Annotated in this window: 30 protein-coding genes and 1 pseudogene; 11 read left to right on the top strand and 20 right to left on the bottom strand. The window is 38.8% G+C overall.

The window, feature by feature from the left end:
- Positions 1-105: 105 nt before the first annotated feature.
- Positions 106-885, bottom strand: a complete 780-nt coding sequence (locus tag H0913_RS08650; RefSeq protein WP_154603962.1) for a YaeF family permuted papain-like enzyme — start codon at positions 883-885, stop codon at positions 106-108.
- Between the two features lie 267 nt (positions 886-1152).
- Positions 1153-1371 carry a stationary-phase-induced ribosome-associated protein gene (gene sra, locus H0913_RS08645; protein ID WP_230088637.1) on the bottom strand — a complete coding sequence of 73 codons (219 nt, stop codon included), beginning with the start codon at positions 1369-1371 and terminating at the stop codon, positions 1153-1155.
- A 391-nt stretch (positions 1372-1762) separates the two neighbouring features.
- Here sra and H0913_RS08640 point away from each other — a divergent pair, with 391 nt between their 5' ends.
- On the top strand, positions 1763-2461 hold the full coding sequence (locus H0913_RS08640; RefSeq protein WP_154603963.1) for an aspartate/glutamate racemase family protein: 699 nt from the start codon (positions 1763-1765) through the stop codon (positions 2459-2461).
- A gap of 131 nt (positions 2462-2592) precedes the next feature.
- The gene (locus H0913_RS08635) at positions 2593-2829 is read left to right on the top strand and encodes a helix-turn-helix domain-containing protein (protein WP_154603964.1); all 237 of its coding nucleotides are present in this window, start codon (positions 2593-2595) and stop codon (positions 2827-2829) included.
- A gap of 77 nt (positions 2830-2906) precedes the next feature.
- Here H0913_RS08635 and H0913_RS08630 read toward each other — a convergent pair whose 3' ends face one another.
- The 3 genes and pseudogenes from H0913_RS08630 to H0913_RS08620 all read right to left on the bottom strand — a co-directional run bounded on the left by H0913_RS08630 (position 2907) and on the right by H0913_RS08620 (position 3984).
- Positions 2907-3050, bottom strand: a complete 144-nt coding sequence (locus tag H0913_RS08630) for a hypothetical protein (RefSeq protein ID WP_181478536.1) — start codon at positions 3048-3050, stop codon at positions 2907-2909.
- A 133-nt stretch (positions 3051-3183) separates the two neighbouring features.
- Positions 3184-3406, bottom strand: a pseudogene (locus H0913_RS08625) (YdcH family protein).
- A gap of 128 nt (positions 3407-3534) precedes the next feature.
- Positions 3535-3984, bottom strand: a complete 450-nt coding sequence (locus tag H0913_RS08620) for a carboxymuconolactone decarboxylase family protein (RefSeq protein ID WP_181478534.1) — start codon at positions 3982-3984, stop codon at positions 3535-3537.
- Positions 3985-4162: 178 nt separating this feature from the next.
- Between H0913_RS08620 and ivy the strand changes: the two genes are divergently transcribed.
- Positions 4163-4609 carry an Ivy family C-type lysozyme inhibitor gene (ivy, locus tag H0913_RS08615; RefSeq protein WP_181478532.1) on the top strand — a complete coding sequence of 149 codons (447 nt, stop codon included), beginning with the start codon at positions 4163-4165 and terminating at the stop codon, positions 4607-4609.
- Positions 4610-4697: 88 nt separating this feature from the next.
- Here ivy and H0913_RS08610 read toward each other — a convergent pair whose 3' ends face one another.
- Positions 4698-5057, bottom strand: coding sequence for an MmcQ/YjbR family DNA-binding protein (locus H0913_RS08610; protein ID WP_181478530.1), 360 nt, complete (start codon positions 5055-5057; stop codon positions 4698-4700).
- A 180-nt stretch (positions 5058-5237) separates the two neighbouring features.
- Here H0913_RS08610 and H0913_RS08605 point away from each other — a divergent pair, with 180 nt between their 5' ends.
- A complete protein-coding gene (locus H0913_RS08605) occupies positions 5238-5582 on the top strand; it encodes a two pore domain potassium channel family protein (protein ID WP_154603968.1) in 345 nt (114 codons plus the stop codon).
- Between the two features lie 45 nt (positions 5583-5627).
- Here the strand turns inward: H0913_RS08605 and H0913_RS08600 are convergent, their stop codons facing one another.
- Entirely contained in the window at positions 5628-5834 is a 207-nt protein-coding gene (locus tag H0913_RS08600; RefSeq protein WP_181478528.1) for a DUF4113 domain-containing protein, read from the bottom strand.
- A gap of 243 nt (positions 5835-6077) precedes the next feature.
- On the opposite strand from H0913_RS08600, the gene H0913_RS08595 reads away from it, so the two are divergent.
- Complete coding sequence (locus tag H0913_RS08595; RefSeq protein WP_036954779.1) at positions 6078-6209, top strand: entericidin A/B family lipoprotein; 132 nt, start codon at positions 6078-6080, stop codon at positions 6207-6209.
- A 170-nt stretch (positions 6210-6379) separates the two neighbouring features.
- Entirely contained in the window at positions 6380-6613 is a 234-nt protein-coding gene (locus H0913_RS08590; RefSeq protein WP_181478526.1) for a DUF1161 domain-containing protein, read from the top strand.
- 616 nt (positions 6614-7229) lie between these two features.
- Here H0913_RS08590 and H0913_RS18990 read toward each other — a convergent pair.
- The 3 genes from H0913_RS18990 to cspE all read right to left on the bottom strand — a co-directional run bounded on the left by H0913_RS18990 (position 7230) and on the right by cspE (position 8438).
- Entirely contained in the window at positions 7230-7316 is an 87-nt protein-coding gene (locus H0913_RS18990) for a hypothetical protein (RefSeq protein ID WP_420720244.1), read from the bottom strand.
- Positions 7317-7435: 119 nt separating this feature from the next.
- Entirely contained in the window at positions 7436-7891 is a 456-nt protein-coding gene (locus H0913_RS08580; RefSeq protein WP_154603971.1) for an Hsp20 family protein, read from the bottom strand.
- A gap of 334 nt (positions 7892-8225) precedes the next feature.
- Complete coding sequence (gene cspE / locus H0913_RS08575) at positions 8226-8438, bottom strand: RNA chaperone/antiterminator CspA (protein ID WP_036954791.1); 213 nt, start codon at positions 8436-8438, stop codon at positions 8226-8228.
- A 972-nt stretch (positions 8439-9410) separates the two neighbouring features.
- On the opposite strand from cspE, the gene H0913_RS08570 reads away from it, so the two are divergent.
- From H0913_RS08570 to ttcA, 4 genes are all read left to right on the top strand, one after another.
- Positions 9411-10392, top strand: a protein-coding gene (locus tag H0913_RS08570) for an IS5-like element ISEc68 family transposase (RefSeq protein ID WP_000082736.1) whose coding sequence is annotated in 2 segments (ribosomal slippage) — positions 9411-9869 and positions 9871-10392 — 981 coding nt in all. Because the reading frame shifts where the segments join, the coding sequence is not laid out codon by codon here.
- A gap of 102 nt (positions 10393-10494) precedes the next feature.
- A complete protein-coding gene (locus H0913_RS08565; RefSeq protein ID WP_232368844.1) occupies positions 10495-10854 on the top strand; it encodes a DUF3290 family protein in 360 nt (119 codons plus the stop codon).
- Positions 10855-10862: 8 nt separating this feature from the next.
- Complete coding sequence (locus H0913_RS08560) at positions 10863-11513, top strand: DUF421 domain-containing protein (protein WP_154603976.1); 651 nt, start codon at positions 10863-10865, stop codon at positions 11511-11513.
- 404 nt (positions 11514-11917) lie between these two features.
- Positions 11918-12832, top strand: coding sequence for a tRNA 2-thiocytidine(32) synthetase TtcA (gene ttcA, locus H0913_RS08555; RefSeq protein ID WP_154603977.1), 915 nt, complete (start codon positions 11918-11920; stop codon positions 12830-12832).
- A gap of 268 nt (positions 12833-13100) precedes the next feature.
- On the opposite strand, the gene zntB is transcribed toward ttcA, so the two are convergent.
- Both zntB and H0913_RS08545 read right to left on the bottom strand, forming a co-directional pair.
- A complete protein-coding gene (zntB, locus tag H0913_RS08550; protein WP_108479002.1) occupies positions 13101-14084 on the bottom strand; it encodes a zinc transporter ZntB in 984 nt (327 codons plus the stop codon).
- A 360-nt stretch (positions 14085-14444) separates the two neighbouring features.
- On the bottom strand, positions 14445-16067 hold the full coding sequence (locus tag H0913_RS08545) for a peptide ABC transporter substrate-binding protein (protein WP_154638904.1): 1623 nt from the start codon (positions 16065-16067) through the stop codon (positions 14445-14447).
- Between the two features lie 462 nt (positions 16068-16529).
- Here H0913_RS08545 and tpx point away from each other — a divergent pair, with 462 nt between their 5' ends.
- A complete protein-coding gene (tpx, locus tag H0913_RS08540) occupies positions 16530-17030 on the top strand; it encodes a thiol peroxidase (protein WP_154603979.1) in 501 nt (166 codons plus the stop codon).
- An 87-nt stretch (positions 17031-17117) separates the two neighbouring features.
- Here the strand turns inward: tpx and H0913_RS08535 are convergent, their stop codons facing one another.
- The 8 genes from H0913_RS08535 to pspA all read right to left on the bottom strand — a co-directional run bounded on the left by H0913_RS08535 (position 17118) and on the right by pspA (position 23864).
- Positions 17118-17492 (bottom strand): ATP-binding protein, encoded by a 375-nt coding sequence (locus tag H0913_RS08535; RefSeq protein ID WP_181478522.1) that lies wholly within the window; start codon positions 17490-17492, stop codon positions 17118-17120.
- A 273-nt stretch (positions 17493-17765) separates the two neighbouring features.
- Positions 17766-18197, bottom strand: coding sequence for a hypothetical protein (locus H0913_RS08530; protein WP_181478520.1), 432 nt, complete (start codon positions 18195-18197; stop codon positions 17766-17768).
- Position 18198: 1 nt separating this feature from the next.
- On the bottom strand, positions 18199-19764 hold the full coding sequence (tyrR, locus tag H0913_RS08525) for a transcriptional regulator TyrR (protein ID WP_181478721.1): 1566 nt from the start codon (positions 19762-19764) through the stop codon (positions 18199-18201).
- 231 nt (positions 19765-19995) lie between these two features.
- Positions 19996-21051 carry a YcjF family protein gene (locus H0913_RS08520; RefSeq protein WP_154638907.1) on the bottom strand — a complete coding sequence of 352 codons (1056 nt, stop codon included), beginning with the start codon at positions 21049-21051 and terminating at the stop codon, positions 19996-19998.
- Entirely contained in the window at positions 21048-22445 is a 1398-nt protein-coding gene (locus tag H0913_RS08515) for a YcjX family protein (protein WP_154638908.1), read from the bottom strand. Before H0913_RS08515 ends, H0913_RS08520 begins: the two co-directional genes overlap by 4 nt.
- 92 nt (positions 22446-22537) lie before the next feature.
- Positions 22538-22894 carry an envelope stress response membrane protein PspC gene (pspC, locus tag H0913_RS08510; RefSeq protein ID WP_154603985.1) on the bottom strand — a complete coding sequence of 119 codons (357 nt, stop codon included), beginning with the start codon at positions 22892-22894 and terminating at the stop codon, positions 22538-22540.
- Positions 22894-23124, bottom strand: a complete 231-nt coding sequence (gene pspB, locus H0913_RS08505) for an envelope stress response membrane protein PspB (RefSeq protein WP_006660057.1) — start codon at positions 23122-23124, stop codon at positions 22894-22896. Before pspB ends, pspC begins: the two co-directional genes overlap by 1 nt.
- A gap of 74 nt (positions 23125-23198) precedes the next feature.
- A complete protein-coding gene (gene pspA, locus H0913_RS08500; protein WP_006660058.1) occupies positions 23199-23864 on the bottom strand; it encodes a phage shock protein PspA in 666 nt (221 codons plus the stop codon).
- Between the last annotated feature and the right edge of the window lie 95 nt (positions 23865-23959).

The following is a 23959-nucleotide window of genomic DNA, read 5'->3' as shown; positions in this document are numbered from 1 at the left end:
ATTGCTCACATTGCTTCCAGTTTAGCTGGCCAACTCATTTGAGTTGGCCTTTTTTTTATTTTATTGGCTAGCAATATTTCATCAAAACTTAACCTGCAATATCCGTCATTTATTGAGGATAGCGCCTCCAAAGCTCCAGTTTTTTAAATGTCCGACATAAGTTAAACGCTCTGTTGGCATAAAGGTAGGTACGTCCCCTGAACGCATATGCAAAATATCGGCAGGTGTAATCCATGATGAGTTCCCCTCAAATAGCGGCACACCGGCATATTTATACGCATCTAGGACAAACTGCGAACAAAAGAAACCGTTGGCTTGTTCAATATCATCCCCTAATTGCACTGTAGCTAATGTTTTAAGACAAAAATTACGGATAGTCTGGCCAATCAGCGGTAATTCACAAACGCGCTTTGTCAGCATCCATGGCGCAATCATGATAATCCCTTTCATGTTGTATTTGCCTCCATCATTAGCAGTAGAAAACTCACGCAGTTTTTCTGCATGAAATGACGTCAATAAGTTATGCCGTAATACAACCATATTATTAGAATCTGTGATTGCTTGGTCGAGAGGAATAATTCTGACCCCACTCCCAACCGATTCTGCCACCTGACCAAACCCTAAATAAATAGAAGCGTGACTCACCCCGCTCACGCTAAATAAGCGGATCCCCCACGAGTTCATCCCCGTAGCTGAAGATAAAAGGATATCTCCAGGCAACATATCTGCCACCGTCAATGTTTCAACTGAATCCTTAATCGGGATCGTGTTTGCATGCTGAATACTAAATTTCAGCTTATTTGACTCATCGTCAGTTTTAAATTGTGTTGAACAACCATTTATAAATAGAAAACAAAAAAATAGCATCCATTGGCATAATTTCATCTACACATATCCATTTTAGTTGTATTTATCATTATCCTCGATCTCGATTTTATCGAGAGAATATGACTATCACACTATTTTATTTTCTTTAATAGATAGAAACTGAGTGGCGATCACAAAAAATCGCTGAATGATCATGAACCATTCCAATGCTAAAACACCATCAGATAATTCAAAAAAAGATATGGATATATGAAAGGGATTTATTATTGCATTACTTAAACCCTCTAGCCAATCTAGAGGGTCACATCTTACCCTGAAATTAACTTAGATATATTCCGGATAAAATACGCTGATAGAGTGATAGGTTTTCTTTTCTGTAGCTTTATTTTTCTGTACCGCAACGAACGGCTTATCTTTTAGCTCTTCAGGTAAAGCCGTAGCATTTTCCTTTGCAATCACAGAAACTTGAATATTACGCTTAGAACGACTTAACTTGAACGGCATCCCTAATAAGCGACGAGCTTGGTTATTACTTACCATCATAAACTCCTTAACTAAAAAATTTAAATTCATAAACTGAACATCAAAAAAATAGTCAGTGTAGGTCACTAGGTTTATTTTATTCCCGCATTATCTAAAAAATAAAATAAGTAACTTTAGTAGTATAGCAGCAATAAAATATTATTTAATGAAGATTTACTGAACAGTCTCATGGCGTTACTAATCAATTTCTCGAAGAGTAATAATAAAATAAATCTCTAATATGTGATTAATTACAGAAAGATAATTCCAATATTAAAACTGATAAGATAGATATCAGTTAAAAATAATCTCGGCTTTATTTATATTATCGATAAAAACTGATATTACCGGATTGACTCCCCATAAATACGCTCAGTATAGTAAGAAAACAACACATATGAGGTACTTATCAATGAAGACGATTGGACTTATCGGGGGAATGAGCTGGGAATCAACCCAACTCTATTATCAGCAAATAAATGAAGGTATTAAGCAGAAACTTGGAGGGTTACATTCCGCTAAGATTGTTTTATACAGCGTTGATTTTGCTGAAGTTGAATATTTTCAATCTCACGGTCAATGGGATCTTGCTGCCGACCATTTAGCAAAAGCAGGAATGAGATTACAAGCGGCCGGCGCTGATTTTTTGGTTTTGTGTACAAATACCATGCACAAAGTCGCCCCACAAATCGAAGAAAAATCCAACCTTCCTCTCCTTCACATTGCAGATACAACAGGTGAACAAATAATACAATCAGGCATTACAACTATTGGGTTGTTAGGTACTGCATTTACCATGGAGCAAGCTTTTTATAAAGATCGTCTGATTGATAAATTTAACTTAAGGGTGGTCACACCAAATGAGGCAGACAGAAAAATCGTTCACGATATTATCTATAATGAGTTGTGTTTAGGGGTTATCTCTGAGACTTCACGAACCGAGTATCGACGCATCATGAAATCACTCGTTGAACAAGGCGCTGAAGGTATTATTCTTGGATGTACTGAAATCACGTTGCTGGTAAATGACGATGATACTTCCGTTCCCGTTTTTGATACCACAGCAATTCATGCGCAGAGTGCGGTTAAATACGCACTAAAAAACCAGTAATAGTGAGTTTCCATACATTAGGATAATTATCATAAAATTATCCTATCATTACCAAAATACAGATACTTCCCTATTAACGTTTAACATATCTATGTTATTTATTGTCCACCACTAATTTTAGGGCTGTACCGATGAACGAAAGAAAACTTAACAACCTCTCTTTAGGACAATTCATCAAAGAACAGCGTCTCGCTCGTCAAATAACGGTCACCGAGATAGCTGAAGCCATTTCAGTTTCAGAGCGCGCATATTCCCGATATGAAGATGGTTCCTCCTCGATATATGTTGGGCATCTTATTGCACTGAGCTCAGTATTAGATGTTGAGCTTCGAATACTGCTCGACGCTTATTTAAAACCAGAACAATAATATTTATGTCATCCTCTTAGCATAAAGCTCCTAGCTTTCACTTTATGCTAAGTATCGTTTTTTGATGAATTTACTTCTTAGTGTTGAATATAAAATACACTCATCATAAATATTTCCGCTATTTTTCCACTATAAAGTAGGTATTCCACAGGTGTTGCAATCATACTAATTGTGTTTAACATCGCTTCAGCGATCATTTCTACTGGGTTAAATGCAGGCATGTTTATTCTCCTTTTTAGACACACTATCTTAGCTAGGTAGTTTCGCCTATAGGATTAAGTGCAAATTGCTTCCAATAAAATCAATAAAAAGCCCCACACTTGGCGAGGCTATGAATTGTAGTAATCTATCGAGTTAGCTTAGTTCTGGTGGGTTTTTCAATATTTGATGAATCTCTTCTTTAAGGCGCAGTTTTTCTTTTTTTTAACTCTATAACATCAGTGCCATACCCACTTCTGTCTGGATGCTCCAGTCTGGCTATTTCATGATCGAGTTGATTATGCCGATTAAATAAGGCTCTAAAATCCGGATCTGACTGACGAAGCTGCGAGATTAAATCACGATACTCTGGGAACATAAGTCATTACTCCATTAGCTGATTAATACGCACGATCCAGTGTCACGTAGATTGAAAATGAAGTCACTTTACTTATTGTAAATATAGGACAAGTATCACTAATATTAACCTGTGATTCGACTAGAGACTTACGGCTTCACTTTATAGCGGCTCGCGATAGCGATGCGATTAAAAGAACCAATGATGATAGATATCCATTCAATTAATGCTAGTTGTTCATCGTTCCAGTATTCCGCAGCTTTTTTATAAATATCACTAGGAATATGACCGGAATGAACCATATTGACTGATTCAGCCAATAAGAATGCGGCCTTTTCTTTTTCAGAAAAATAATCCGCCTCTTCCCATACTGCGACCAATGCGATTTTATCAATATTAACATGGCATTTTTGAGCATCTTGCGTATGAAGCCTCACACAAAAAGCACACCCATTAATCTGAGATATTCTCAATTTAAGTAGATGAATAAACCCTTTTTCCATTCCTAATGATACTGCTTGCTGATCAATATGATTGCTAATCTCAATCAGCTTGTTATACGCATCAGGAGAACTTTTAGATAATGATGCTCTGTTCATATACACTCCAAGTTACATTGAAATGAAATATATATAACCAGCTTCAATAAAACTCATCTATCGATTTAGTGTTGCACAATCGCCGGTGAAGCTACACCTCCCTTCAAACCGATAAGAACACGAGATAGAACCTTTTTCACTAACCAGATAACCTTTAAACACACAAAGGATTATTAACATGCTTAGAAAATTGACACTCATCGCAGCTCTTTTCATCGCAGCCAATGCTCATGCTGGCAACGATTTAACTATCAGTAAGTTAGCTAGTGATGCAAATACTAAAACAGCACTCCAACAAGTTGTAAAAAACAACGACCTCCCGTCATGGATCTTAACTGGTGGCACTGAATCCCCATCAAATACTGTGACTTTAAACGGTAATGAATACCAAGTAGCAACAGCGTGCAAACCTCACAATTGCCCAGCAGAGCGAATTGCGATTATGTACTCTAAAGAAAAGAATGTGATGGCAGGTGTATTCTCTTCAAATGATGAAAAGAACAATACTGAGGATTTACTCTGGTTTAATATCACCGATGACTTATCAATCGATGGGAAAACAGTTTTATTTGCGGCTCTTACGGGTAGCCTCGATAATCACCCTAATGACTTCAACTATAAGTAATTAAAATTAAAGAGGTTACTTGCAAAATTAGCCCACCGATGCCAATCGAATGGCATTAAAGTAGAAGCCCAAGGACGGGCTAGATTAATTACTTTGCAGTCAATTTGTAACTCTCATCAACCAACGCTTTAAGCTCATCTTCTGGAAATCCACTGTCCAACTTTATAGTAATCCAGTGCTCTTTATTCATATGATATGCTGGATATACCCCTTCCTTTAACCTCAACGAACCCACTAATTCAGGAGGAGATTTGAGGTTTACAATATTTACCATCTCATCACGCTCGCTTTCATATAATTTCTTTGATGAAATCGTCAGAATGGCAGCAAACCACTTTGCGTTATTTTTATGCCTATAAATGATGTAACTAGGAAATTTAGCCCATGGGTACTCAGCAACTGCACCATAATTACTCTGGATATACTCCATAAGTTCATTTTTTTTCATCTCACCATCCTACTAATAAGTTTCAATTCTGCTAACTTGGCGAGAATATAAATTGCAACAAACGAAAAAATGCCCGAATTTCGCCTAACTTATGACACTATTGTCAAAATAAAAATTTTAGGTAATCTTACATCAGTTTATTATGTAATTACTTCATTAAATTATTTTTTAGGAAAAATTATGTTTGAATCTAAAAATATGCCATTAATTTCTTTCCGCTCTTTTTTAAAACGAATGCTATTACATTTTGGCTACGCTTTTGCACTTATCGTTACCACTTTATTCATTGGCATTGTCGGGCATATAGCTTTTGATTCAAGCATAAGTTGGCATGATGCTACATTCAACAGTGCCTTTATCGCTAATGGAATTGGTCCATACATTGTTCCGCAAAACATTTCAGGAAAGATTTTTTTCGCTTTTTATGGTGTATTCACCAGTCTGGTTTTTATGACCACTCTAGGATTGATATTTGCGCCTATTGCGCATCGAATGTTACACAAATTCCATTTAGATGATGAGTAAAAAAACCTCGTCTGGTTAAACGCCATGACCTAAAGCATGATCTTTTCAAGCTCTCGCCACTGGCAATTCATCAAAATTTGTCGTGTATGCTAGTGACATCATTTCACTCTTCATCTGATATCCACTATCTCTTCCTTTCACAGAAAACCCCAACCAGAGTGGTAAAGTGATGGATGATAATATTAAAAGAAGACCGATTAATAAGCATTGAGAAACATTAAGCATACGGATAAATATCTCTTCTAATATCATAGAATGTACCCTTCATTGCTAATATTGATTGATAGCGAAATAAGTGTTAACACTTAAAGTATTAATACTAAAAATATAGCAACTCATTTTCATTTGTCAGATATCACTGACCTTATGATTCAACATCAATGATAGAAGCTAATATTACAGCTCTATTCAAATGAAAATATCAATCAAGTTGTTCTGCTATAATTAAAAATGATCTTTTGTAACTTATAACTTCACACCTAAAAGGAAGAAAATATGTTGAAAAAAATCAGTTTCCTCATTTGCTCATTAGCTGTTGTTTTCACATTAACTGCCTGTAATACCACTAAAGGTGTTGGCGAAGACATAGAGGCTGGAGGTAAGGCAATACAGAGAGTAGCCCAGTAAAAGCCTACATTTAACAGATTAATAAAACACTAGCGGGTTAGAGATAAAGATATCTTCTAGTGTTTTACGACTATCAATGGATAGCTTTAAATATTTCATTTAAGTATACTTATTAAGCTTTTTTAAAAGAATTTCTATTAACTGACTCCAGCTTATAAGGAATATTACATATGAAAAGAAGAATAATTATTGCTACATTAATAACATTATTTATTCCAACCATTGCGAGTGCGTCATGTGAAAGCGTTGTTGAAGAAATTATGCAAAAAATTATTAACAATGGCGTGCCTGAAGAGAGCTTTACCATTACCGTCGTTTCAAATGAAGAAGCAGCCTCACAACAAGGTACTGTTGTAGGTAACTGTTCTAATGAAACACAAAAAATTATTTATACAAAAAAATAATTCCCCCAAAAAGGGCTTGTTTCAAAGCCCTTTCATTTCTCATTGCCAACGCAATAAGACGCAATCATCTTCCAGCAAATGCTCACCAACCACAAATTGATTTGTGTTAATGGCATTTGTAAAGTTCGCTACCACTATTGTGATTGTAGTCATGGTTATCCAATTTAAGTTAAATTATCCAACCCGCTATGGGGTGATATCTGTGCATTGGTGAGATTTTTATATTAATCGTTAACATATTAATAGCTTAACTAGTTGGATTTGTTGACCACTTTATTGTCAAATCGTTGTTGCTCAGTTTCCCATATTGCTTTCCTGTTAAAAATATACTTTACTATAAGATAAAATTTTCATTACATAAGAGAGCTGTATTAATAAATATATATGTATACTAACCCCATTACTCTCTTACTCATATTTATCCCTGCCCTTGCCTGCATCCTATTCATTATTGCTCAAGATAAAAAACAACCAGATACAGTGACACTCTTTTTAAAGTTCTCTATCTACTTGTTAAGCACTCTGGCTTTCATAAATTTAATTTTTTTCGCAAGAGCGTTCACTGATTGGTATTAACGTAAGCGCTCCGTTCTAGTGTTATCTTGCAAACCAAGTATCATTTGCTTGAACTTCGCGATTCGTTGTCTGAGTAGCCAATAATTTCGGATAACGGAGTCAGTAGGTCGGGCAGTGATTGCACCATCCAAGCTGGTGGCAGCAACAATTACGATTTTTTACAGCTGGCTTTGATGTTCCCTGCACTAACAAATATTAGGCGAAAAAAAACCCGCCATTGCTGACGGGTTAGAAAATACAGAAAAATTATTTTGTATCTTTATTTTCAATAGCTATGATCTGAGGTTTCTCTTCTTCCGGAATTTCATATTCAATATTTAATGTTAACAAACCGCTTGATAACTCTGCGCTTTCAATTTTTACATTCTTACCGAGATTAAATTCAAGAGAAAATTTATTTTGTGTTATCCCTTTATGGATCCATTTCTCTGAATCATTAACTAATTCAGTTGATTGCTCACCTTGTACATAGAGTTTCCCACCTTTTAAGGATACGCTTAAGTCATCCTCTTTATAACCAGGAACACTGACTGTTAATTGATAATTTGATTCATTTATTTGTTTTAAATTATATGGATGTTCTGAGGTTAATGGTCGATTACCAGTTAATTGGCTGAATAAACGATCCATTTGGTCAAATCTGCTAGAAAGCAGGTTATCAGATAATGCTGGAAATAATGAAAAAGATCTAATGTTAGACATAATTTCTCCTTCAATATAAAACTAACTACCTATTACATAAGCACCATTAGCCATTTGCCCGTATGGATTAACTCTTTATCTTGGTGCATCACTTATATAGTGTCGCTAGTGAAAATTTCAATCTAGCACTTACAATTCTTTACATTAAATATAAGCAAGCATAAAAAAACCCCGCCATAGCGAGGTTTTTAATAATAACCAATCAAGTAACTAACACGTCTAAGTTTTCATAGTACTTTTGCAAAAGTACATTTAACACCGGAATGGTTACTTTAGGTTGCTTCAAAATGATAGAGTGTCTTTATCTCAAGGACATCTCATAAAGATATCGATCTTAAAGTGCCACTACATTTACAGCAGCTGGACCTTTTGCGCCATTTTCTACTGAGAAGCTGACTTTTTGCCCTTCATTAAGGGTTTTGAAGCTATCACTTTGGATTGCAGAAAAGTGAACAAACACATCTTTGCTTCCATCTTCAGGAGAAATAAAGCCAAAGCCTTTAGATTCGTTAAACCATTTTACTAAACCAGTCATTGTATTAGACATATTGAATTCCTTTGAATTTTTAATTGTTGCCACATGGCATATAGGTTTGATTTTTCTTGATACTTATGGAACTAATTAGAAGGAATTCACTACGAATGGGTATCTATAGGATAACGCTAGACGGGGGAACTTTTCAAAACTTGCTTTCATAAATAGGTCTGTACTTCCAAACCGATGAGTGCATTTACTCATACATCCTTACGTATAGCAAGGTTTTTTTCATAGATACTACGATTATTTTAATAATCAATATGGATTTAACAATATATTCAATGCCAGAATATATAGATAACTCAATGATAAATAATAATTTTAAATCCCATCAATCCATACATAAAATACAATTTAATAAAAAAGGTCGCACTAGACGACCTCTCGGACAAAACTCTATCCATTAATTATTTGATACTATCATCTTCTGTTGGGTCAAAAGGCATTCCACCTGCAAAGACAAATGACAGTGCAACAATTACAAATGAAGCTACAACAAAAAATGAATCAATTATCTTTTTCATGCCTTTTCCTTCATAAGTTAAGCCGAAAACAATATGATAATTAATCTCATTAATCAATAAAAACACCATTCATTTTGACAATTAAAATCAGTTGTTCAGAATAGCCTTCGACTTACTTAAGCGCATCATGTATACAAATCCCCAAAAGCCCGACTGAAGTGAGACTCTTAAGCTTCTGATGTTGTAGTCACTCTTGTCACGATCTCAGCATAATTATCTGCTTTATATAATACAATGCATATTGATTTAATTATTCATTAATAATAATTGCTATCATTTAAATAAATTACATTCTAATAAAACTCAGTTATTTTATTCAATACTGTCAGATTAAGATGACCCCAGCAGTATTATTCACTTTCTTGTCTAAATCTCTTTACTCGTTCTTGGGAAGGTGCGAATAAGTCCGAGATGTGAGATCATCGTATTGTAACCTGAACCCAGAATGAGTAACCGGATGAGCCAGCAACTGACTTTTGCCGATAGTGAGTTTTCCAGTAAACGCCGCCAGACCCGCAAAGAAGTTTTCCTTGGCAGAATGGATGACTTGCTTCCCTGGGACAAATTACTTGGCGTTATCGAGCCTGTGTATCCCAAGGCCGGTAATGGTCGCAGGCCCTATCCGCTGGAAACCATGCTGCGTATTCACTGCATGCAGCAATGGTACAACCTGAGCGATGAGGCCATGGAAGATGCCCTCTATGAAATCGCCTCCATGCGCCAATTTGCTCGCCTGTCACTGGATAAAGCCATTCCAGACCGCACTACCATCATGAATTTCCGGCATTTGCTGGAGCAGCATGAACTGGCCCGCAAAATCTTCAGTACCGTTAATCACTGGCTAGCAGAGTGTGGCGTTCTAATGACCCAGGGCACCTTGGTGGATGCCACCATCATTCAAGCCCCCAGCTCTACCAAAAAACAAACACAACAGCCGTGATGAAGACATGCACCAGACCAAGAAAGGTAACCAGTGGTACTTCGGCATGAAAGCGCACATTGGCGTGGACGCCAAAAGTGGCCTGACCCACAGTCTGGTGACCACGGCGGCTAACGAGCACGACCTCAATCAGGTTGGCAAGTTACTGCATGGCGATGAAGAGTTTATCTCAGCCGATGCTGGTTATCAGGGGGCCGAAAAGCGCGATGAGCTCAGCGATGTCAGCGCAGACTGGCTTATCGCCAAGCGTCCCGGCAAAGTGAATGCATTGAAGCAACACCCGCGCAAGAACAAGCTGGCCATCCGTTACGAATACCTGAAAGCGAGTATCCGAGCGAAGGTTGAGCATCCATTTCGGATAGTAAAATGTCAGTTTGGTTTCGTCAAAGCCAGGTACAAGGGGCTGGCTAAAAATGACAGTCAACTGGCGATGTTATTCACCCTGGCGAACCTGGTTCGAGTTGACCAATTGATACGGGCACAGGCGAGATCTACCTGAAATGAGGAAATTGGCCTGAAACAGGGCCAAAATCAGCCACGAAGAGACGATTTTGGGCTGAAAATTGGAAAATTGAGCCACAGGACGTCGATAAAGGACGGTTTGGGGCGTCATATCGGGAGCTGCGGACCACTTAATCGCAGCTTCCCTAAATATCGGGATTTAACGATTATCGCCTTCCTATTTTTACTTTTCATTTCAGGTATTCAGTATCAAGATTATACCGATAGTCAAAATATACACTCAAAATCATCCCAAATGGTTAATTTCGTAAGGTTATTATCAAAAGAAAAAGGTGTAGATATAAATTCTATATTTTCTAACTCTGTACAATTATCCGATGGCATCATCATTAAAATTGATGACCGGTATTACCGCATTCATTTAAGCTTAGATCAACAAACTTACAGCTTAGAAAAAGTTTGGTTAACAAATCCCGAAATTAAAATCATAAAAAAATAAGGCATGAAATGATTATTTATACACCTATTATTATAAAACTTGGATTGGGGATTCTATGTCTGATTGTTCAAATAAACCTTATGGGCAAAGGGAATTTAGCCCCCTCATCCGCAATGGATCAAGTCCAAAACTATGTTCTAGGCGGTATTATCGGTGGCGTCATTTACAATGAATCAATAACAGTACTGCAATTTATACTCGTGTTAATCATCTGGACTTTGCTTGTTTTTGCCCTTAAATTTTTAAAAGAAAATAATCCGTTCATTAAACGAATTATTGACGGCAAGCCTATAACCTTGGTACATAATGGCAGCGTTAACGTTAAAGAATGTCTAAAAAATGGTGTTTCCGCTAATGATTTGATGTTCAAACTAAGATCAAATGGCATATACGAAATAGAGCAACTAAAACGCGTTGTTCTCGAACAAAATGGGCAATTGACCATTATCCAAAGTGGCGATGAAAATATACGTTATCCAATTATAGTTGACGGCTTAGCTAACTATGACTTACTCGAAATCATCAACAAAGACATTGAGTGGTTAGAAAACAATATCTCGAAACAAGGTTTCAGTAAAATCAGTGAAGTGTATTTAGGTGAGTATTTGTCTGGTAGGATTAATTTATATGGATATGAAAAAAAGAATAACGCAGATTAAGTTAGATTCACACCTTGTATAGCACTGACAGAACACTTACCGCTTTTGGTATTTGGGTCATGCCCTTAAACCAAAATCACTCTAAGCTTGTCTCGCGCCTATTTTAGCGATAAATCAGGATATTATCCTACTTAACTTACCTTCAAATCTATAAGAGTATGACCATGGAATAGAACCTTTTTCACTAACCTGTATCAAAAATCCTCATCCATCTGCTATCATGTGCCCCTGAAAACTTCACCTCCATAAATGAGCTTCTGTTTTTTATCTGTTTCGTAAATGCCTTTATGCATCGTAGCTTTTGTCTCTAGCGACTTTAGCCTGCAAAGCGATAACAGAAAAAACAAAATTTCTTTTATTTTTTATAAAGTTAAATACTCAGCGACAACACAGAATAGTACAGAATGAATACACAGAAAGAACAATACAACTTAAACAAACTCCAAAAAAGAATTCGTCGTGATGTTGGGCAAGCCATCGCCGATTTTAATATGATCGAAGAAGGCGACCGTATCATGGTCTGCCTGTCTGGGGGAAAAGATAGCTATACCCTGCTGTCTATTTTGCAAAGCCTGCAAAAAAGTGCCCCAATTTCATTCTCTTTGGTCGCTGTTAACTTAGACCAAAAACAACCGGGCTTCCCTGAACACATTTTGCCAGCTTACTTAGACGAACTCGGTGTTGAGTATAAAATTGTCGAAGAAAACACCTATGGCATCGTAAAAGAAAAAATTCCTGAAGGGAAAACCACTTGTTCCCTGTGCTCTCGTTTACGTCGCGGTATCTTATATCGCACCGCGACAGAGTTAGGCGCGACCAAGATTGCACTCGGCCATCACCGCGACGATATTTTGCAGACCCTGTTTTTAAACATGTTCTACGGCGGTAAATTAAAAGGTATGCCACCAAAATTGATGAGTGACGATGGCAAACACATTGTTATTCGCCCTCTGGCCTATTGCCGCGAAAAAGATATTGAGCGTTTTGCTGAAGCTAAAGGATTCCCTATCATTCCTTGTAACTTGTGTGGATCCCAGCCTAATTTACAGCGCCAAGTCATTAAAGAGATGCTGCGCGATTGGGATAAACGTTACCCTGGACGTATTGAAACCATGTTTAGAGCAACTCAAAACGTTGTATCATCTCACTTATGTGATACTGAACTATTTGATTTCAAAAATATTTCACATGGTGATGCAGTGATCAATGGTGGTGATATGGCTTTTGACCGCGAAGAATTGCCTGCTCAGCCAATGATTGATGAAGATGATCAGCCAGACTACAGTGCTGAGCGCTTAGATGTGATTGAAGTTAAGTAAGATAATAAAAATTGATCCGCTATCTCTGGAGAAATTCAGGGGTGGCGTCAGATTTTATGCAAAAAAAAAGCCGATGTAAAATACATCGGCATTACAGTGGTCAATTATTCTGTATAAGAACTCAATATGAGAAAAACTACAATTATGGAGCACAACGTTCATCGCTCAACGTTGCATTCACCTGCGGGAGTAATATTGCCTTAAAACCCTATACCCTTTATTGATTTATCTCAAACTAGCGCCCATTATCCAGAACAATTCACCTTTCTTATAGCCATCGACTTCTTTTTAACCACCAAAATACTGTAGCGATTAAGCAGGCGAGTAATAAACAGAACGCACTAAAAGCAAACTTAAATTCATTACCGGGGATCCCCCCTAAGTTCACACCAAATAAACCGGTTAAAAATGTGGTTGGTAAAAATATCATCGCCATTAATGACATGGTATAAATTCGGCGATTCATCATTTCCGTCATCATATTCGTAATTTCATCAGACATAATGGCAGTACGAGCAATAAAACCATCTAAATCTTCAATACAGCGCCCTAATCTGTCTGAAATTTCTTGTAAACGACGTCTGTCGTTATCATCTAACCATAATAATTTTTCAGCGGTTAATCGAGAGAACATATCCCGCTGCGGCGCCATATAACGGCGTACGACAATAATCTGTTTACGCAATAACGCTAATTCCCCACGCTCAGGAATTTCACCATGTAATATCAAGTCTTCCATTTCAATAAGACGCTCGTGAAGAGAATCGGTGAAATCACTAATTTCATCGGTCATCGCATCGGTGACATCGGCAAGCCATTCACCGGTACTCTGAGCACCGACGCCTTCTTTAAGATCATCAATAACAGAATCCAATGAGTGAACACGTCGGTGACGACATGAAACAATCAAACGGCTATTCATAAAAATACGAAAGGCCACCAATTGTTCAGGGCGTTGTCCTGCCGTGTTATTCAGAGTTTGTAATGTCAGTAGAACGCCATCACCAATACGCACCATCCGCATACGATTCATTTTACCCGTCAGTGACGATTTCACTTGGTCATTAAACAAATCAGTCTGTTGGATCCAGCTAGACGTCTCTTTATTTTTATAATCGTAATGCAGCCAAAATGGAGATTGCTGTGTTGCAGTGGCATTTAAATCGATTGGAAGAACACCACCGTCTCCATCTAACTGAAAGGCATGAACGGGGTTAGAGTGTTGAAATTGCGATCCATAGGTCGACGCCATGCAATATCTCCTTAAATTGAAAAGTAAGGTATTTTTAGTTGATTAAAGGGAATATTGCAATGATTTCAATAACAAAATCAAAATACAAAGTTTAAGTAGGTGTTAAGCAAAGGAAAATAAAAACAGTAAAATAAGATGTTATGTAAAATTTATAGCCCAATGAAATTTCTCACTTTTTGCTAGAGAGATCCCATTTGATTGACACAAATTAGCAATAAAACAGCAAAGTTTTTTCCTATTATTAGCTCTGTAGTGTTTATTCCTTTTTGGTCCTCCTTCCGACTCTCCAGTGGAAGGAGTTTTTTTTATTTTGGGGCTCCCAAAATTTAACCAGCACATCTGCACTGGCTAAATATCATTCTAATGCTTAATCATATAGAAGCTATGGCTATATGCCACATCCTCTGGATTTTCAATCGGATAACCTTTTAACCACGGTTTAATCAAGCGCGCATTCGTATATTGATAAATTGGCGCAATTGGCGCTTCTTTTGCAATAATGGCTTCTGCTTGGTTGTAATACACATTACGCTGCGCATCATTCGTTTCAATACTGGCTGAAGTCATTAATGCGTCATATTGCGGACTATTAAACTTAGGAATATTGCCACTATGTTGAGAAGTTAGCAGTGATAAGAATGTCGATGGCTCATTAAAATCACCAATCCAAGAAGCACGGATCACATCAAAATTTCCGGTGTTACGGCTATCAATATAGGTTTTCCACTCTTGGTTAACTAATTTAACTTGTACCCCGAGTTTTTTCTTCCACATAGAAGCAATCGCAATGGCAATTTTTTGATGGTTTTCTGAGCTGTTATACAGCAACGTCAATTCCAAAGGATGCGCTTCACTGTACCCTGCTTGTTTCAATAATGCTTTAGCTTGTTGGTCTAACTCTTTTTGTTTATGAGTCTGATACAGCCCTTTTTGTGGCTTAAAACCTGCTGTCACATCGGGTGTAAAATAATTCGCGGGTTTTTCCCCTGTCCCTAAGACTTTGCTAGCAATCAATTGGCGGTCAATTGCCATTGATAATGCCTGACGAACCCTGACATCATTGGTCGGCGCGCGCTGGGTATTAAATGCGTAGTAATAGGTACCTAGTTGGTCCGGAGTAAAAACTTCGTTAGGAATATCTTGTAATAATTTTTGATAGCGCTGCTTTGGAAAGGATTCCGTGATATCTAAATCCCCCGCTAAATAGCGGTTAGTCGCATGAGATTCTTGGTTGATGGGAACAAAAGTCACTTTAGTGATCACTGTATTTTTATGATCCCAATAGTGCGGATTTGGTGTTAATACGATTTTCTCGTTAACAACGCGGTCATTCAGCTCAAATGCCCCGTTTCCAACCAAATTACCGACTTTAATCCAATCTGCTCCATATTGTTCAATAGTTCCGCGATGAACCGGAAATAAGCTAAAATTTGCGGTTAATGACGGGAAATAAGGAACTGGCTTATTTAACACAATTTTCAATGTGTGTTTATCGACAGCTTCCACCCCTAACTGTTCTGGCGGCAACTTACCATCAATAATATCCTGCGCATTATTAATTCCTGCTAATGCTGCAAACCAAGCAAATGGCGATGTATTGGTTGGCGTGACTAAACGACGCCAGCTGTAAACGAAATCATCAGCGGTAACAGGCTCGCCATTCGACCATGACGCTTCAGGGCGTAACTGAAAAATCCAAGTGCGGTTGTCATCGGTGTGCCAATTTAGTGCAACACCCGGTATCGGCTTCCCATGATTATCTTGATTAACTAAGCCTTCAAACAAATCACGCATCACTTGAGCTTCAGTCAGTCCAACAGATTTAATTGGGTCTAACGATGCTGGCTCATCTTTCAGATGGCGCACAACTTCTTGATTTTCGGATAAAACAGTACCAGCAGGAACCGTAGCACTGATAACCGGTGTAGAAAGGAAAAGTGATGAAATGAATACAGCTAAAGAGGTCAATGAACGTTTATGCATATTATTATTTCTATCTATTAATCAAAAAGAGGATTACTCAGCGTTATTCGCTAAGCTTTGATGAATTAACCCATTACAAACTGCTAAATTGATATTTGACATGCCAAGGTATTAGCCGTGATAGGCGAATAACTCATTGACTTGATTGTCAGTTTAAAATTAGCTTTCGCTTCATCATATAACAAGTAAAACACGGCACAAAGCGCTCTTTTTATCGCGTTGAATATGGTATTTTAGGATGATACATAATAAAAAACATAAACTCTTAATAGGGCTTATTACTTGTATAATGCAGCGTAACCTTCTTACTTATCACGCCGAGAAGGCAACAATGCAATTCGGTCAATAATAGGATTTAAAAACAGAAAGTTAGGAATGTGAAATTACGTAATAATTTGATTTTAAAAATTATTTGATATTTTCATCTTCTGTAACTCAATCTATAAAACGGGAGAAAAACGAATGTCACAGACAGTAAAACTCAAAGGCAATAGCATTTCACTTGCAGGTACTTTTTTACAGGCGGGCTCACAAGCTAAACCTTTCACTTTAGTCGCTAAAGATTTAAGTGAAGCAACCTTAGAAACTTACCAAGGTAAGCGCAAAGTTCTGAATATTTTCCCAAGTGTAGATACCGGTGTTTGCGCCGCTTCTGTGCGTAAATTCAATCAATTAGCCAACGGTTTAGACAACACTGTTGTGTTATGTATCTCTGCTGACTTACCTTTTGCTCAAGCACGTTTTTGTGGTGCAGAAGGCTTAGACAATGTGGTGACATTATCTTCATTCCGTAGTGATTTTGCCCAAGATTACGGCGTTGAAATGACCACTGGTCCATTAAAAGGTTTAACGGCTCGTTCTGTCGTTGTATTAGATGAGAACGACAAAGTGATTTACAGCCAATTAGTGCCTGAAATTACTGAAGAACCTGATTATGATAATGCGCTAAATAGCCTGAAATAATCTTAAATTATGATGAACCACAATCGCCGATGCTTTCGGTGATTGTGGCTTCATTTGATAGGGGTTGAGGGGTTATCAATCATGTTTTTAATCAACATAAGCCCAAAATAGTGGTTTGTGATTTTTCGCGTTGACCACATTCGTAAAAATTATATTTTCCTTCATCATACTCACTAACGAGTGCGACAACGTACTTAATACCCGTTGAGCCTGCTCTTGGGTCACAGGGCAACAAGACGTAAGAATATCAATAATCAAATCCCGTGGTTTAACGCCATTTTTGACTAACGCATCCCACGTAAAACGATTTTTTTTCGCTAAATAATTGGCCGCTGCCTTATTCATTAAATAAAGTTCTGCGGCGGTATTCGCGGATTCAAACATATCACCTTGATAGTGACATTTAGACATATATTCACGTAGCTTGAAATTGACAATAAAATTAATCGTAAATTGTTCCATTGCAACTCCTTAAAGGTATAAAACCCGCGTTGCTAATATTAATAATCAATGCACGACTTAAGCATTTTTTTATCGTTAATTTAAAAATTAAAGCTTTGCTCACCATTTTTATAGCAGAAAAAACAACCAACCCGCAATGATCAGGACGTCGTTTTACGATGAAAAATATGTAAATTTAGTTTAATCGAGTAAGCTCACTCCATTCTTTTAACTGATTTGGAATAAGTGAGCTTATTTATGTGGCTTGTTTTATTGATAGTGACTGAATGGGCGTTAGTCAGGGAAATATCTTATTTCGAGCGAAGTCTCTTTATTATCTTGAATAAATTGGAGGTAAGTTTCTCCCCCCGGAAAACTTTGCTCAATTTCTAATTTTTTGTCGCCACTCCATCGATAAATAATCGACTGACAGTTATCATCCGAGCAAATCACTTCTTTGTTTTTGTTAGGTTCTAACTTAGCCTCTAAAAACTTTTTATCATCACCAAGCAGATTACGATATTCTTGATAAGCGCTTAGTAGCGAACTATTAGGGAAATGACACTGAGTCAGCGCGCCATTTTCATACACGTCTTCCATGGATTGCTCTGCATTTTTACAGAGTTTATCAATCAACTTATTATTTGGTTTTTCTTGTGCAACAGCGCTAATACTCACACTCATTAATACGCTAAGTAGACACAATTTAAACAGCTTTTTTATCATGTTAATCTTGCTCTTTCTTGGTACTGAGCCCGTATTCTCGCAATTTGTTCGCAATAGCGGTATGAGAAATATCTAAACGTTTAGCCAATTTACGCGTACTCGGATAATCACGATATAACCTCGCCAACACCGAGGCTTCATAGCGTTTGGTTATTTCATCCAGTGACCCATTTAATGTATCTAAAGCAATCGCAGGCGCGTTAACTGCATCAGGAAGTTGGATATCATCAACATCCAAAATATTGCCATTAAATTGAGATAGTCCCTGATATAACGCATTGCGTAATTGTCTAACATTACCCGGCCAATAATAAGAGCTGAGTGATTCAATTAATGCTGGTGAGATTTTTGGCTCATCAATGTTCAATTCTTTGGCAAAATTAGACACAAAGACTTTCGTGAGCGGTTTAATGTCTTCGCTACGCTCTCTTAATGGAGGGATCGTGAGCGTTATAACATTCAAGCGGTAATAGAGATCTTCACGGAATTTTTTCTGTTCCACTAGCTCAGGTAGGTTCTTCTGTGTCGCACAAATCACCCGTACATTGACTTTGACTTCATGTTCTTCGCCAACACGTCTGAAAGTTCCATCATTCAGAAAACGTAATAGTTTAATTTGCATTTGAGGGGACATTTCAGCAATTTCATCCAGTAAGACAGTACCGCCATTCGCTTGCTCAAAAAAGCCTTTTTTCCCTTCAATCGCATTTGGATAAGCCCCTGCTGCATAACCAAATAATTCACTTTCAACGACATCATCAGGCATAGAAGCACAGTTCAATCCTAAAAATGGCGCATTACCACGAGCACTGTGTAAATGGCAGGCTTTTGCCAGAATATCTTTACCCGTTCCGGTTTCCCCGACAAGCAATAACGGCTCATCCAGCATAGCAACACGTTTAGCACGTTCAACGACTTGGATCATCGCAGGACTGACCGCCACAATCTGGCTAAATCCACGATTTTCAATATCAACTTCAGCTACTTGCTTACGTTGATTTTCAAGAATTGCCACGGATTTGAGTAAGATCACCGCCCCTGTGCAGTGAGATTTTCCATCTTCATCGGCGAGAATAATTGGCGTAACCTGCATTAAATAGTCACTGCCTTTGACCGAAATTCGTTCAGTGTATGGTTCTGGAGACTCACGTTCAAACCAACGATGTAAACCATGGTTAGGGATTAACTGGGAGAAGGATTTTTGTTTGATTTTCGTTTCATCAACCCCAAAAAGTTGCAAACTCATTGGGTTAACCAGCTCAATATTCAGTTTATTATCAATGGATAAAACTGGCTCAGGGAACGAATTCAGTAAAGCCCACACCGCTTTATGCTCACGTTCGGAAGGCATAAAATAGATGCGGCGAACATCAATTACCCCGTTTATACGGCGGATCTCTGCCATTAACGTACTGAAAACCTGAAAATCTACCGGTGCAAAATTCAGGTAAATTCGACGTTGAGCTGAAATTTCAATGCCTTTTAAGTCAATGTTTTGTAGGACTAAAAGATCAAGTAATTCACGCGTTAAACCGATTCGGTCTTGGCAGGTCACTTCGAGGCGCATGATGAAACCTTTTGTAGAGAACATAATTGCTAATATTTTAGCGTTAAACAGGCCAGTAATACAGAGCCGTGTCACATATTGTTGACACTCGTCTAGTTTCTAATAAATATCAGCAGCATTTCTTTCTTTAACTCGAGGATTGTGGATTAATTCGACAGGGAATTGCCCTTTTAGGCATAACTGGCAGGATAATTAAAACTGTCAACTCATCCTGCCAGCAAAATTTACAGCTTATGGATTCTCTTTTTTTGAGGGAATGGCATTTTTCAGTTGGCCAATTAATTGACGGCGAAAATCACCTAATTTCGGTTTGTCTTCGATCCAAGGTAATGGACGGCATAACTCCATCGCCTTAATACCTAATCGAGCGGTCAGAAGACCTGCACCAATTCCTTGCGCAGCACGTGTCGATAACCGTGCGGTAATATCCTGCGATAGCCAATCCATTCCGACCTCGCGAATAAGCTCAGAAGCCCCTGCAAATGCAATATTAATCAGTACCATACGGAATAAGCGGATCCGACTATAGTAGCCCAGCTCAATACCATAAATGGCGGCAATACGGTTGATTAAACGAATGTTTCGCCACGCAATAAATGCCATATCGACAATTGCCAATGGACTAACCGCTATCATCAAGGCCGACTCTGCCGACGAACGGCTGATCTCTTTACGTGCTTGCTCATCCAAAATCGGTTGCACTAATTTGCTATAAAGTTCAATAACCTCGCGGTCATTATGTGAATCGTGAACCGTGGCTTGCCAGCTTTGAATTGCAGGGTGTTGCATCGGTAATGCAGACTGTTTGGCGAGCTTTTCACAGAATGCTTTACCCTGCCCCATGCCGTGGCTATGAAGTAATTCACGTGCAAAATCACGCTCCTCTGCACGTTCTCTGAGCCGATACAAACGACGCCATTCGCCGATGACTGAACCCACACCAGCGACCACAATTAAGCCCCCCGCCGCTGCGGTGCCTAACGCGGTCCAGTCTTGAGTTATCCATGATTGATGGATCCAAAGTCCTAATTGAGCGACTACACTCACCCCAAAAATACCTGCCGCCGCACCGACTAGCTTGCGCCAGAAACTGCGTTTAGGTTTTAAGGCTTCATTGATGAGACTTTCAACTTCGCCATCTTGGCTATCTTGTTCTTCTTGTATATCGACCGGTACAAATTTTTCAAACGCTTTTTCATCAAAAGTTTGCGCTTGTTTTAATGGCTCCATGGCCGGCTTATCGGCTTTATCGGCAAAGTCCACGCGCTGTTTTAGAGGTTCACTCATTTCAGTTTATCTCCTAACAAAAATTCCAGAGCACTGTCCATGCGAATATGTGGCAACGGTTGATCTAACGGCGTTGGCCGAGGGCGAAAATTTTCAAATTGAAAGCCTTGCTGCTGCCAAAACTGTTCATTAGGCAAGCGTTTTGGGACATCACCGGGATAGAACGTTAAGGGTTGCCCATCGCTGAGTCGTTCACCTTTTAAAGCCGGTAATTTTTCCCCCTTGTAGTCCACAATGCCGCTTTCGGTTGCTTGAATAGAAGCCAGCCCCACACAGTCCATGCTGATCCCTTCAAATGCCGCATTTTGCCAAGCATCTTGGACTAATTGCTGCAATAACGAGACCAAATTTGCATGTTGGTCTGGCGTTACATGATCCGATTTACTGGCGGCAAAGAGTAGCTTATCAATGCATGGTGAAAACATGCGTCTGAGCAATGTGCGTTTTCCATAATGAAAGCTTCGCATTAACTGAGTGAGCGCCATTCGCATATCGTTGAAGGCATCTGCGCCGCTATTTAAAGGCTGTAAACAGTCCACCAGCACAATTTGTCGATCAAAACGCTGGAAATGATCCTTATAAAACCCTTTCACCACATGGTCACAATAGTATTGATAGCGACGCTGTAATGCGCCGATATTGGTGTTTTTATCCGCTTGCGTTAACTGTTTTTCACCCTGTTTTTCGATGTTTGGCCATGGAAAGAATTGTAATGCAGGCGCTCCCGCTAACTCTCCGGGTAAAACAAATCTACCAGGTTGAATAAAGTGCTGTCCTTGTTGCTTACATTCATGCAGATATGCGGTGTAAGCATTGGAAATTTCAGCCAATAGATTTTCATCAACGGGGGCTAATGGGTCACATTTTTGGCAAAGCTGTAGCCATTCATTAGCGAGCTCCCCACGCTTACCTTTAAGTAGCACTTTCATTTGGCTAGACCAGGTTAAATAGTTCAGATCTAGCATCGGTAAATCCAGTAGCCACTCCCCCGGGTAATCGACAATTTCTAAGTACAGGGAGGAGTTATCGACAAAATGGCGAACAAACGAATCATTTGAACGGTAATGAATTTTCAAGCGAATTTCGCTCACTCCACGGGTAGGCGTCGGCCATTGCGGCGGATCGCCATAAAGCGATGCAATTCCCTCGTCATAAGCAAAGCGTGGGATTGACATATCGCGCTGTGGAATACGTTTTACCCCTAAAATTCGTTTATCTCTCGCTGCTGAAAATAGCGGAAGACGCGCCCCCGTGGTGGTGTTAAGAAGTTGGTTAACGAGAGAAGTGATGAATGCGGTTTTTCCACTGCGACTTAATCCAGTGACAGCAAGCCTTACATGGCGGTCAACGCTACGGTTCATTAAGTCAGTTAATTCATTTTGTAGCCGTTTCATAATGCTCCTAGTTCTCGCTCTCCCAATAAAAATATAAAGGGAATACAGTCATTAAACTCTATTCCCATTTATGTGATGGTGCAAATCAGTTGTTATAGATGACGAAACTTGCTGTTAACGGTATAAGTGTCCGAGGTGACATAGCGCTCCATTTGGCGCAGTTTCATTTCCCCAGCTTGTAGCTGAGCATCAATTTGGTTTAATAGTGTCGTCACTTCTGGTCCGATATCCTGCTCGCTTCGGTAACCGCTTGGCGCAGCTTCCACAAAGAAACACATCACCACATAGACAATCAAGGTCAATCCAAAACTCATAAACAGGGCAAGTACAGCCAATGCTCTGACCAAAGCAACCGGTAACTCTAAATATTCAGCGAGACCGGAACAAACACCACCAAAAACACGTTTATCCGTTAAGCGATATAACTTGCGGTTGCGAAAATTAGTCATTATTTTTGCCTCCAATTTGGGTGCTCGGCATCTAAAATATCTTCCAGTGTTTTGATACGTTGCTGCATACGCGATGACTGCTCTGCCAATTGCATCAAACGTTGTACTTCATTTTCAGTAAGCTGACTTCCCTGCCCATTGTTCTTCTTACCATAATGGAGCCACAACCAAATCGGCAGAACAAAAATGACAAAGATGATTAATACGAGAGACAGTAAAACGTAGCCCATCACATTTCCTTATTTATGGTTATTTAGCCTAGCGCACTGGCGCAATGAAATCACTGCGCCTTGCGTGTTGAATATTATTCGTCTTTATTGATTTTAGCTTTAAGCGCGGCTAACTGTGCACTAATTTCGTCATCTGCTTTTAACTCAGCAAATTGCTGTTCTAAAGAGCGTTGTTTACCAATACCGTAGCTTTGCGCTTCGCCTTCCATATGGTCAATGCGACGTTCGAACTGTTCAAAACGCGCCATTGCTTCATCCAGTTTACCACTGTCTAACTGGCGACGAACATTACGGCTTGATTGTGCAGCTTCTAAACGTACGGTCATTGATTGCTGTTTTGCACGCGTTTCTTGCAGTTTATTTTCTAATTCCGTGATTTCGCCTTTTAAGCGAGTCAGTGTTTCATCAACAATAATCAGTTCATGCTTTAGCGTATCGACCATGGCACTGACTTTTTGCTTTTCAATCAATGCTGCGCGAGCTAAATCTTCTTTATCTTTGATTAATGCCAGTTCCGCTTTTTCTTGCCATTCTGCAATTTGTTTTTCGCCCATTTCGACGCGGCGCTCTAAACTTTTTTTCTCAGCTAGAGTACGTGCTGAGGTGGAGCGGATTTCCACTAACATGTCTTCCATTTCCTGAATCATCAGGCGGATCATTTTCTGCGGATCTTCAGCTTTATCAAGCAGTGAAGCGATGTTGGCATTAATGATGTCGGCAAAACGTGAAAAAATACCCATAATTTATATCCTCTTGATGGATGTTATCTTTCTGTAGAGCCTCAACCCGATGTTGGCGTCCAACCAATACGTGATGCTCCATGAATATAAAATTG

The organism is Providencia rettgeri (assembly GCF_013702265.1).
GTDB classification, from domain to species: Bacteria; Pseudomonadota; Gammaproteobacteria; order Enterobacterales; family Enterobacteriaceae; genus Providencia; species Providencia zhijiangensis.
This window is presented reverse-complemented; position numbering and strand designations above follow the sequence as displayed.

Coding starts and splice junctions, on each gene's coding strand:
- H0913_RS08650 (WP_154603962.1), bottom strand. CDS start 885: ATGAAATTATGCCAATGGATGCTATTTTTTTGTTTTCTATTTATAAAT.
- sra (WP_230088637.1), bottom strand. CDS start 1,371: ATGATGGTAAGTAATAACCAAGCTCGTCGCTTATTAGGGATGCCGTTC.
- H0913_RS08640 (WP_154603963.1), top strand. CDS start 1,763: ATGAAGACGATTGGACTTATCGGGGGAATGAGCTGGGAATCAACCCAA.
- H0913_RS08635 (WP_154603964.1), top strand. CDS start 2,593: ATGAACGAAAGAAAACTTAACAACCTCTCTTTAGGACAATTCATCAAA.
- H0913_RS08630 (WP_181478536.1), bottom strand. CDS start 3,050: ATGCCTGCATTTAACCCAGTAGAAATGATCGCTGAAGCGATGTTAAAC.
- H0913_RS08620 (WP_181478534.1), bottom strand. CDS start 3,984: ATGAACAGAGCATCATTATCTAAAAGTTCTCCTGATGCGTATAACAAG.
- ivy (WP_181478532.1), top strand. CDS start 4,163: ATGCTTAGAAAATTGACACTCATCGCAGCTCTTTTCATCGCAGCCAAT.
- H0913_RS08610 (WP_181478530.1), bottom strand. CDS start 5,057: ATGAAAAAAAATGAACTTATGGAGTATATCCAGAGTAATTATGGTGCA.
- H0913_RS08605 (WP_154603968.1), top strand. CDS start 5,238: ATGTTTGAATCTAAAAATATGCCATTAATTTCTTTCCGCTCTTTTTTA.
- H0913_RS08600 (WP_181478528.1), bottom strand. CDS start 5,834: ATGATATTAGAAGAGATATTTATCCGTATGCTTAATGTTTCTCAATGC.
- H0913_RS08595 (WP_036954779.1), top strand. CDS start 6,078: ATGTTGAAAAAAATCAGTTTCCTCATTTGCTCATTAGCTGTTGTTTTC.
- H0913_RS08590 (WP_181478526.1), top strand. CDS start 6,380: ATGAAAAGAAGAATAATTATTGCTACATTAATAACATTATTTATTCCA.
- H0913_RS18990 (WP_420720244.1), bottom strand. CDS start 7,316: ATGGTGCAATCACTGCCCGACCTACTGACTCCGTTATCCGAAATTATT.
- H0913_RS08580 (WP_154603971.1), bottom strand. CDS start 7,891: ATGTCTAACATTAGATCTTTTTCATTATTTCCAGCATTATCTGATAAC.
- cspE (WP_036954791.1), bottom strand. CDS start 8,438: ATGTCTAATACAATGACTGGTTTAGTAAAATGGTTTAACGAATCTAAA.
- H0913_RS08560 (WP_154603976.1), top strand. CDS start 10,863: ATGATTATTTATACACCTATTATTATAAAACTTGGATTGGGGATTCTA.
- ttcA (WP_154603977.1), top strand. CDS start 11,918: ATGAATACACAGAAAGAACAATACAACTTAAACAAACTCCAAAAAAGA.
- zntB (WP_108479002.1), bottom strand. CDS start 14,084: ATGGCGTCGACCTATGGATCGCAATTTCAACACTCTAACCCCGTTCAT.
- H0913_RS08545 (WP_154638904.1), bottom strand. CDS start 16,067: ATGCATAAACGTTCATTGACCTCTTTAGCTGTATTCATTTCATCACTT.
- tpx (WP_154603979.1), top strand. CDS start 16,530: ATGTCACAGACAGTAAAACTCAAAGGCAATAGCATTTCACTTGCAGGT.
- H0913_RS08535 (WP_181478522.1), bottom strand. CDS start 17,492: ATGGAACAATTTACGATTAATTTTATTGTCAATTTCAAGCTACGTGAA.
- H0913_RS08530 (WP_181478520.1), bottom strand. CDS start 18,197: ATGATAAAAAAGCTGTTTAAATTGTGTCTACTTAGCGTATTAATGAGT.
- tyrR (WP_181478721.1), bottom strand. CDS start 19,764: ATGCGCCTCGAAGTGACCTGCCAAGACCGAATCGGTTTAACGCGTGAA.
- H0913_RS08520 (WP_154638907.1), bottom strand. CDS start 21,051: ATGAGTGAACCTCTAAAACAGCGCGTGGACTTTGCCGATAAAGCCGAT.
- H0913_RS08515 (WP_154638908.1), bottom strand. CDS start 22,445: ATGAAACGGCTACAAAATGAATTAACTGACTTAATGAACCGTAGCGTT.
- pspC (WP_154603985.1), bottom strand. CDS start 22,894: ATGACTAATTTTCGCAACCGCAAGTTATATCGCTTAACGGATAAACGT.
- pspB (WP_006660057.1), bottom strand. CDS start 23,124: ATGGGCTACGTTTTACTGTCTCTCGTATTAATCATCTTTGTCATTTTT.
- pspA (WP_006660058.1), bottom strand. CDS start 23,864: ATGGGTATTTTTTCACGTTTTGCCGACATCATTAATGCCAACATCGCT.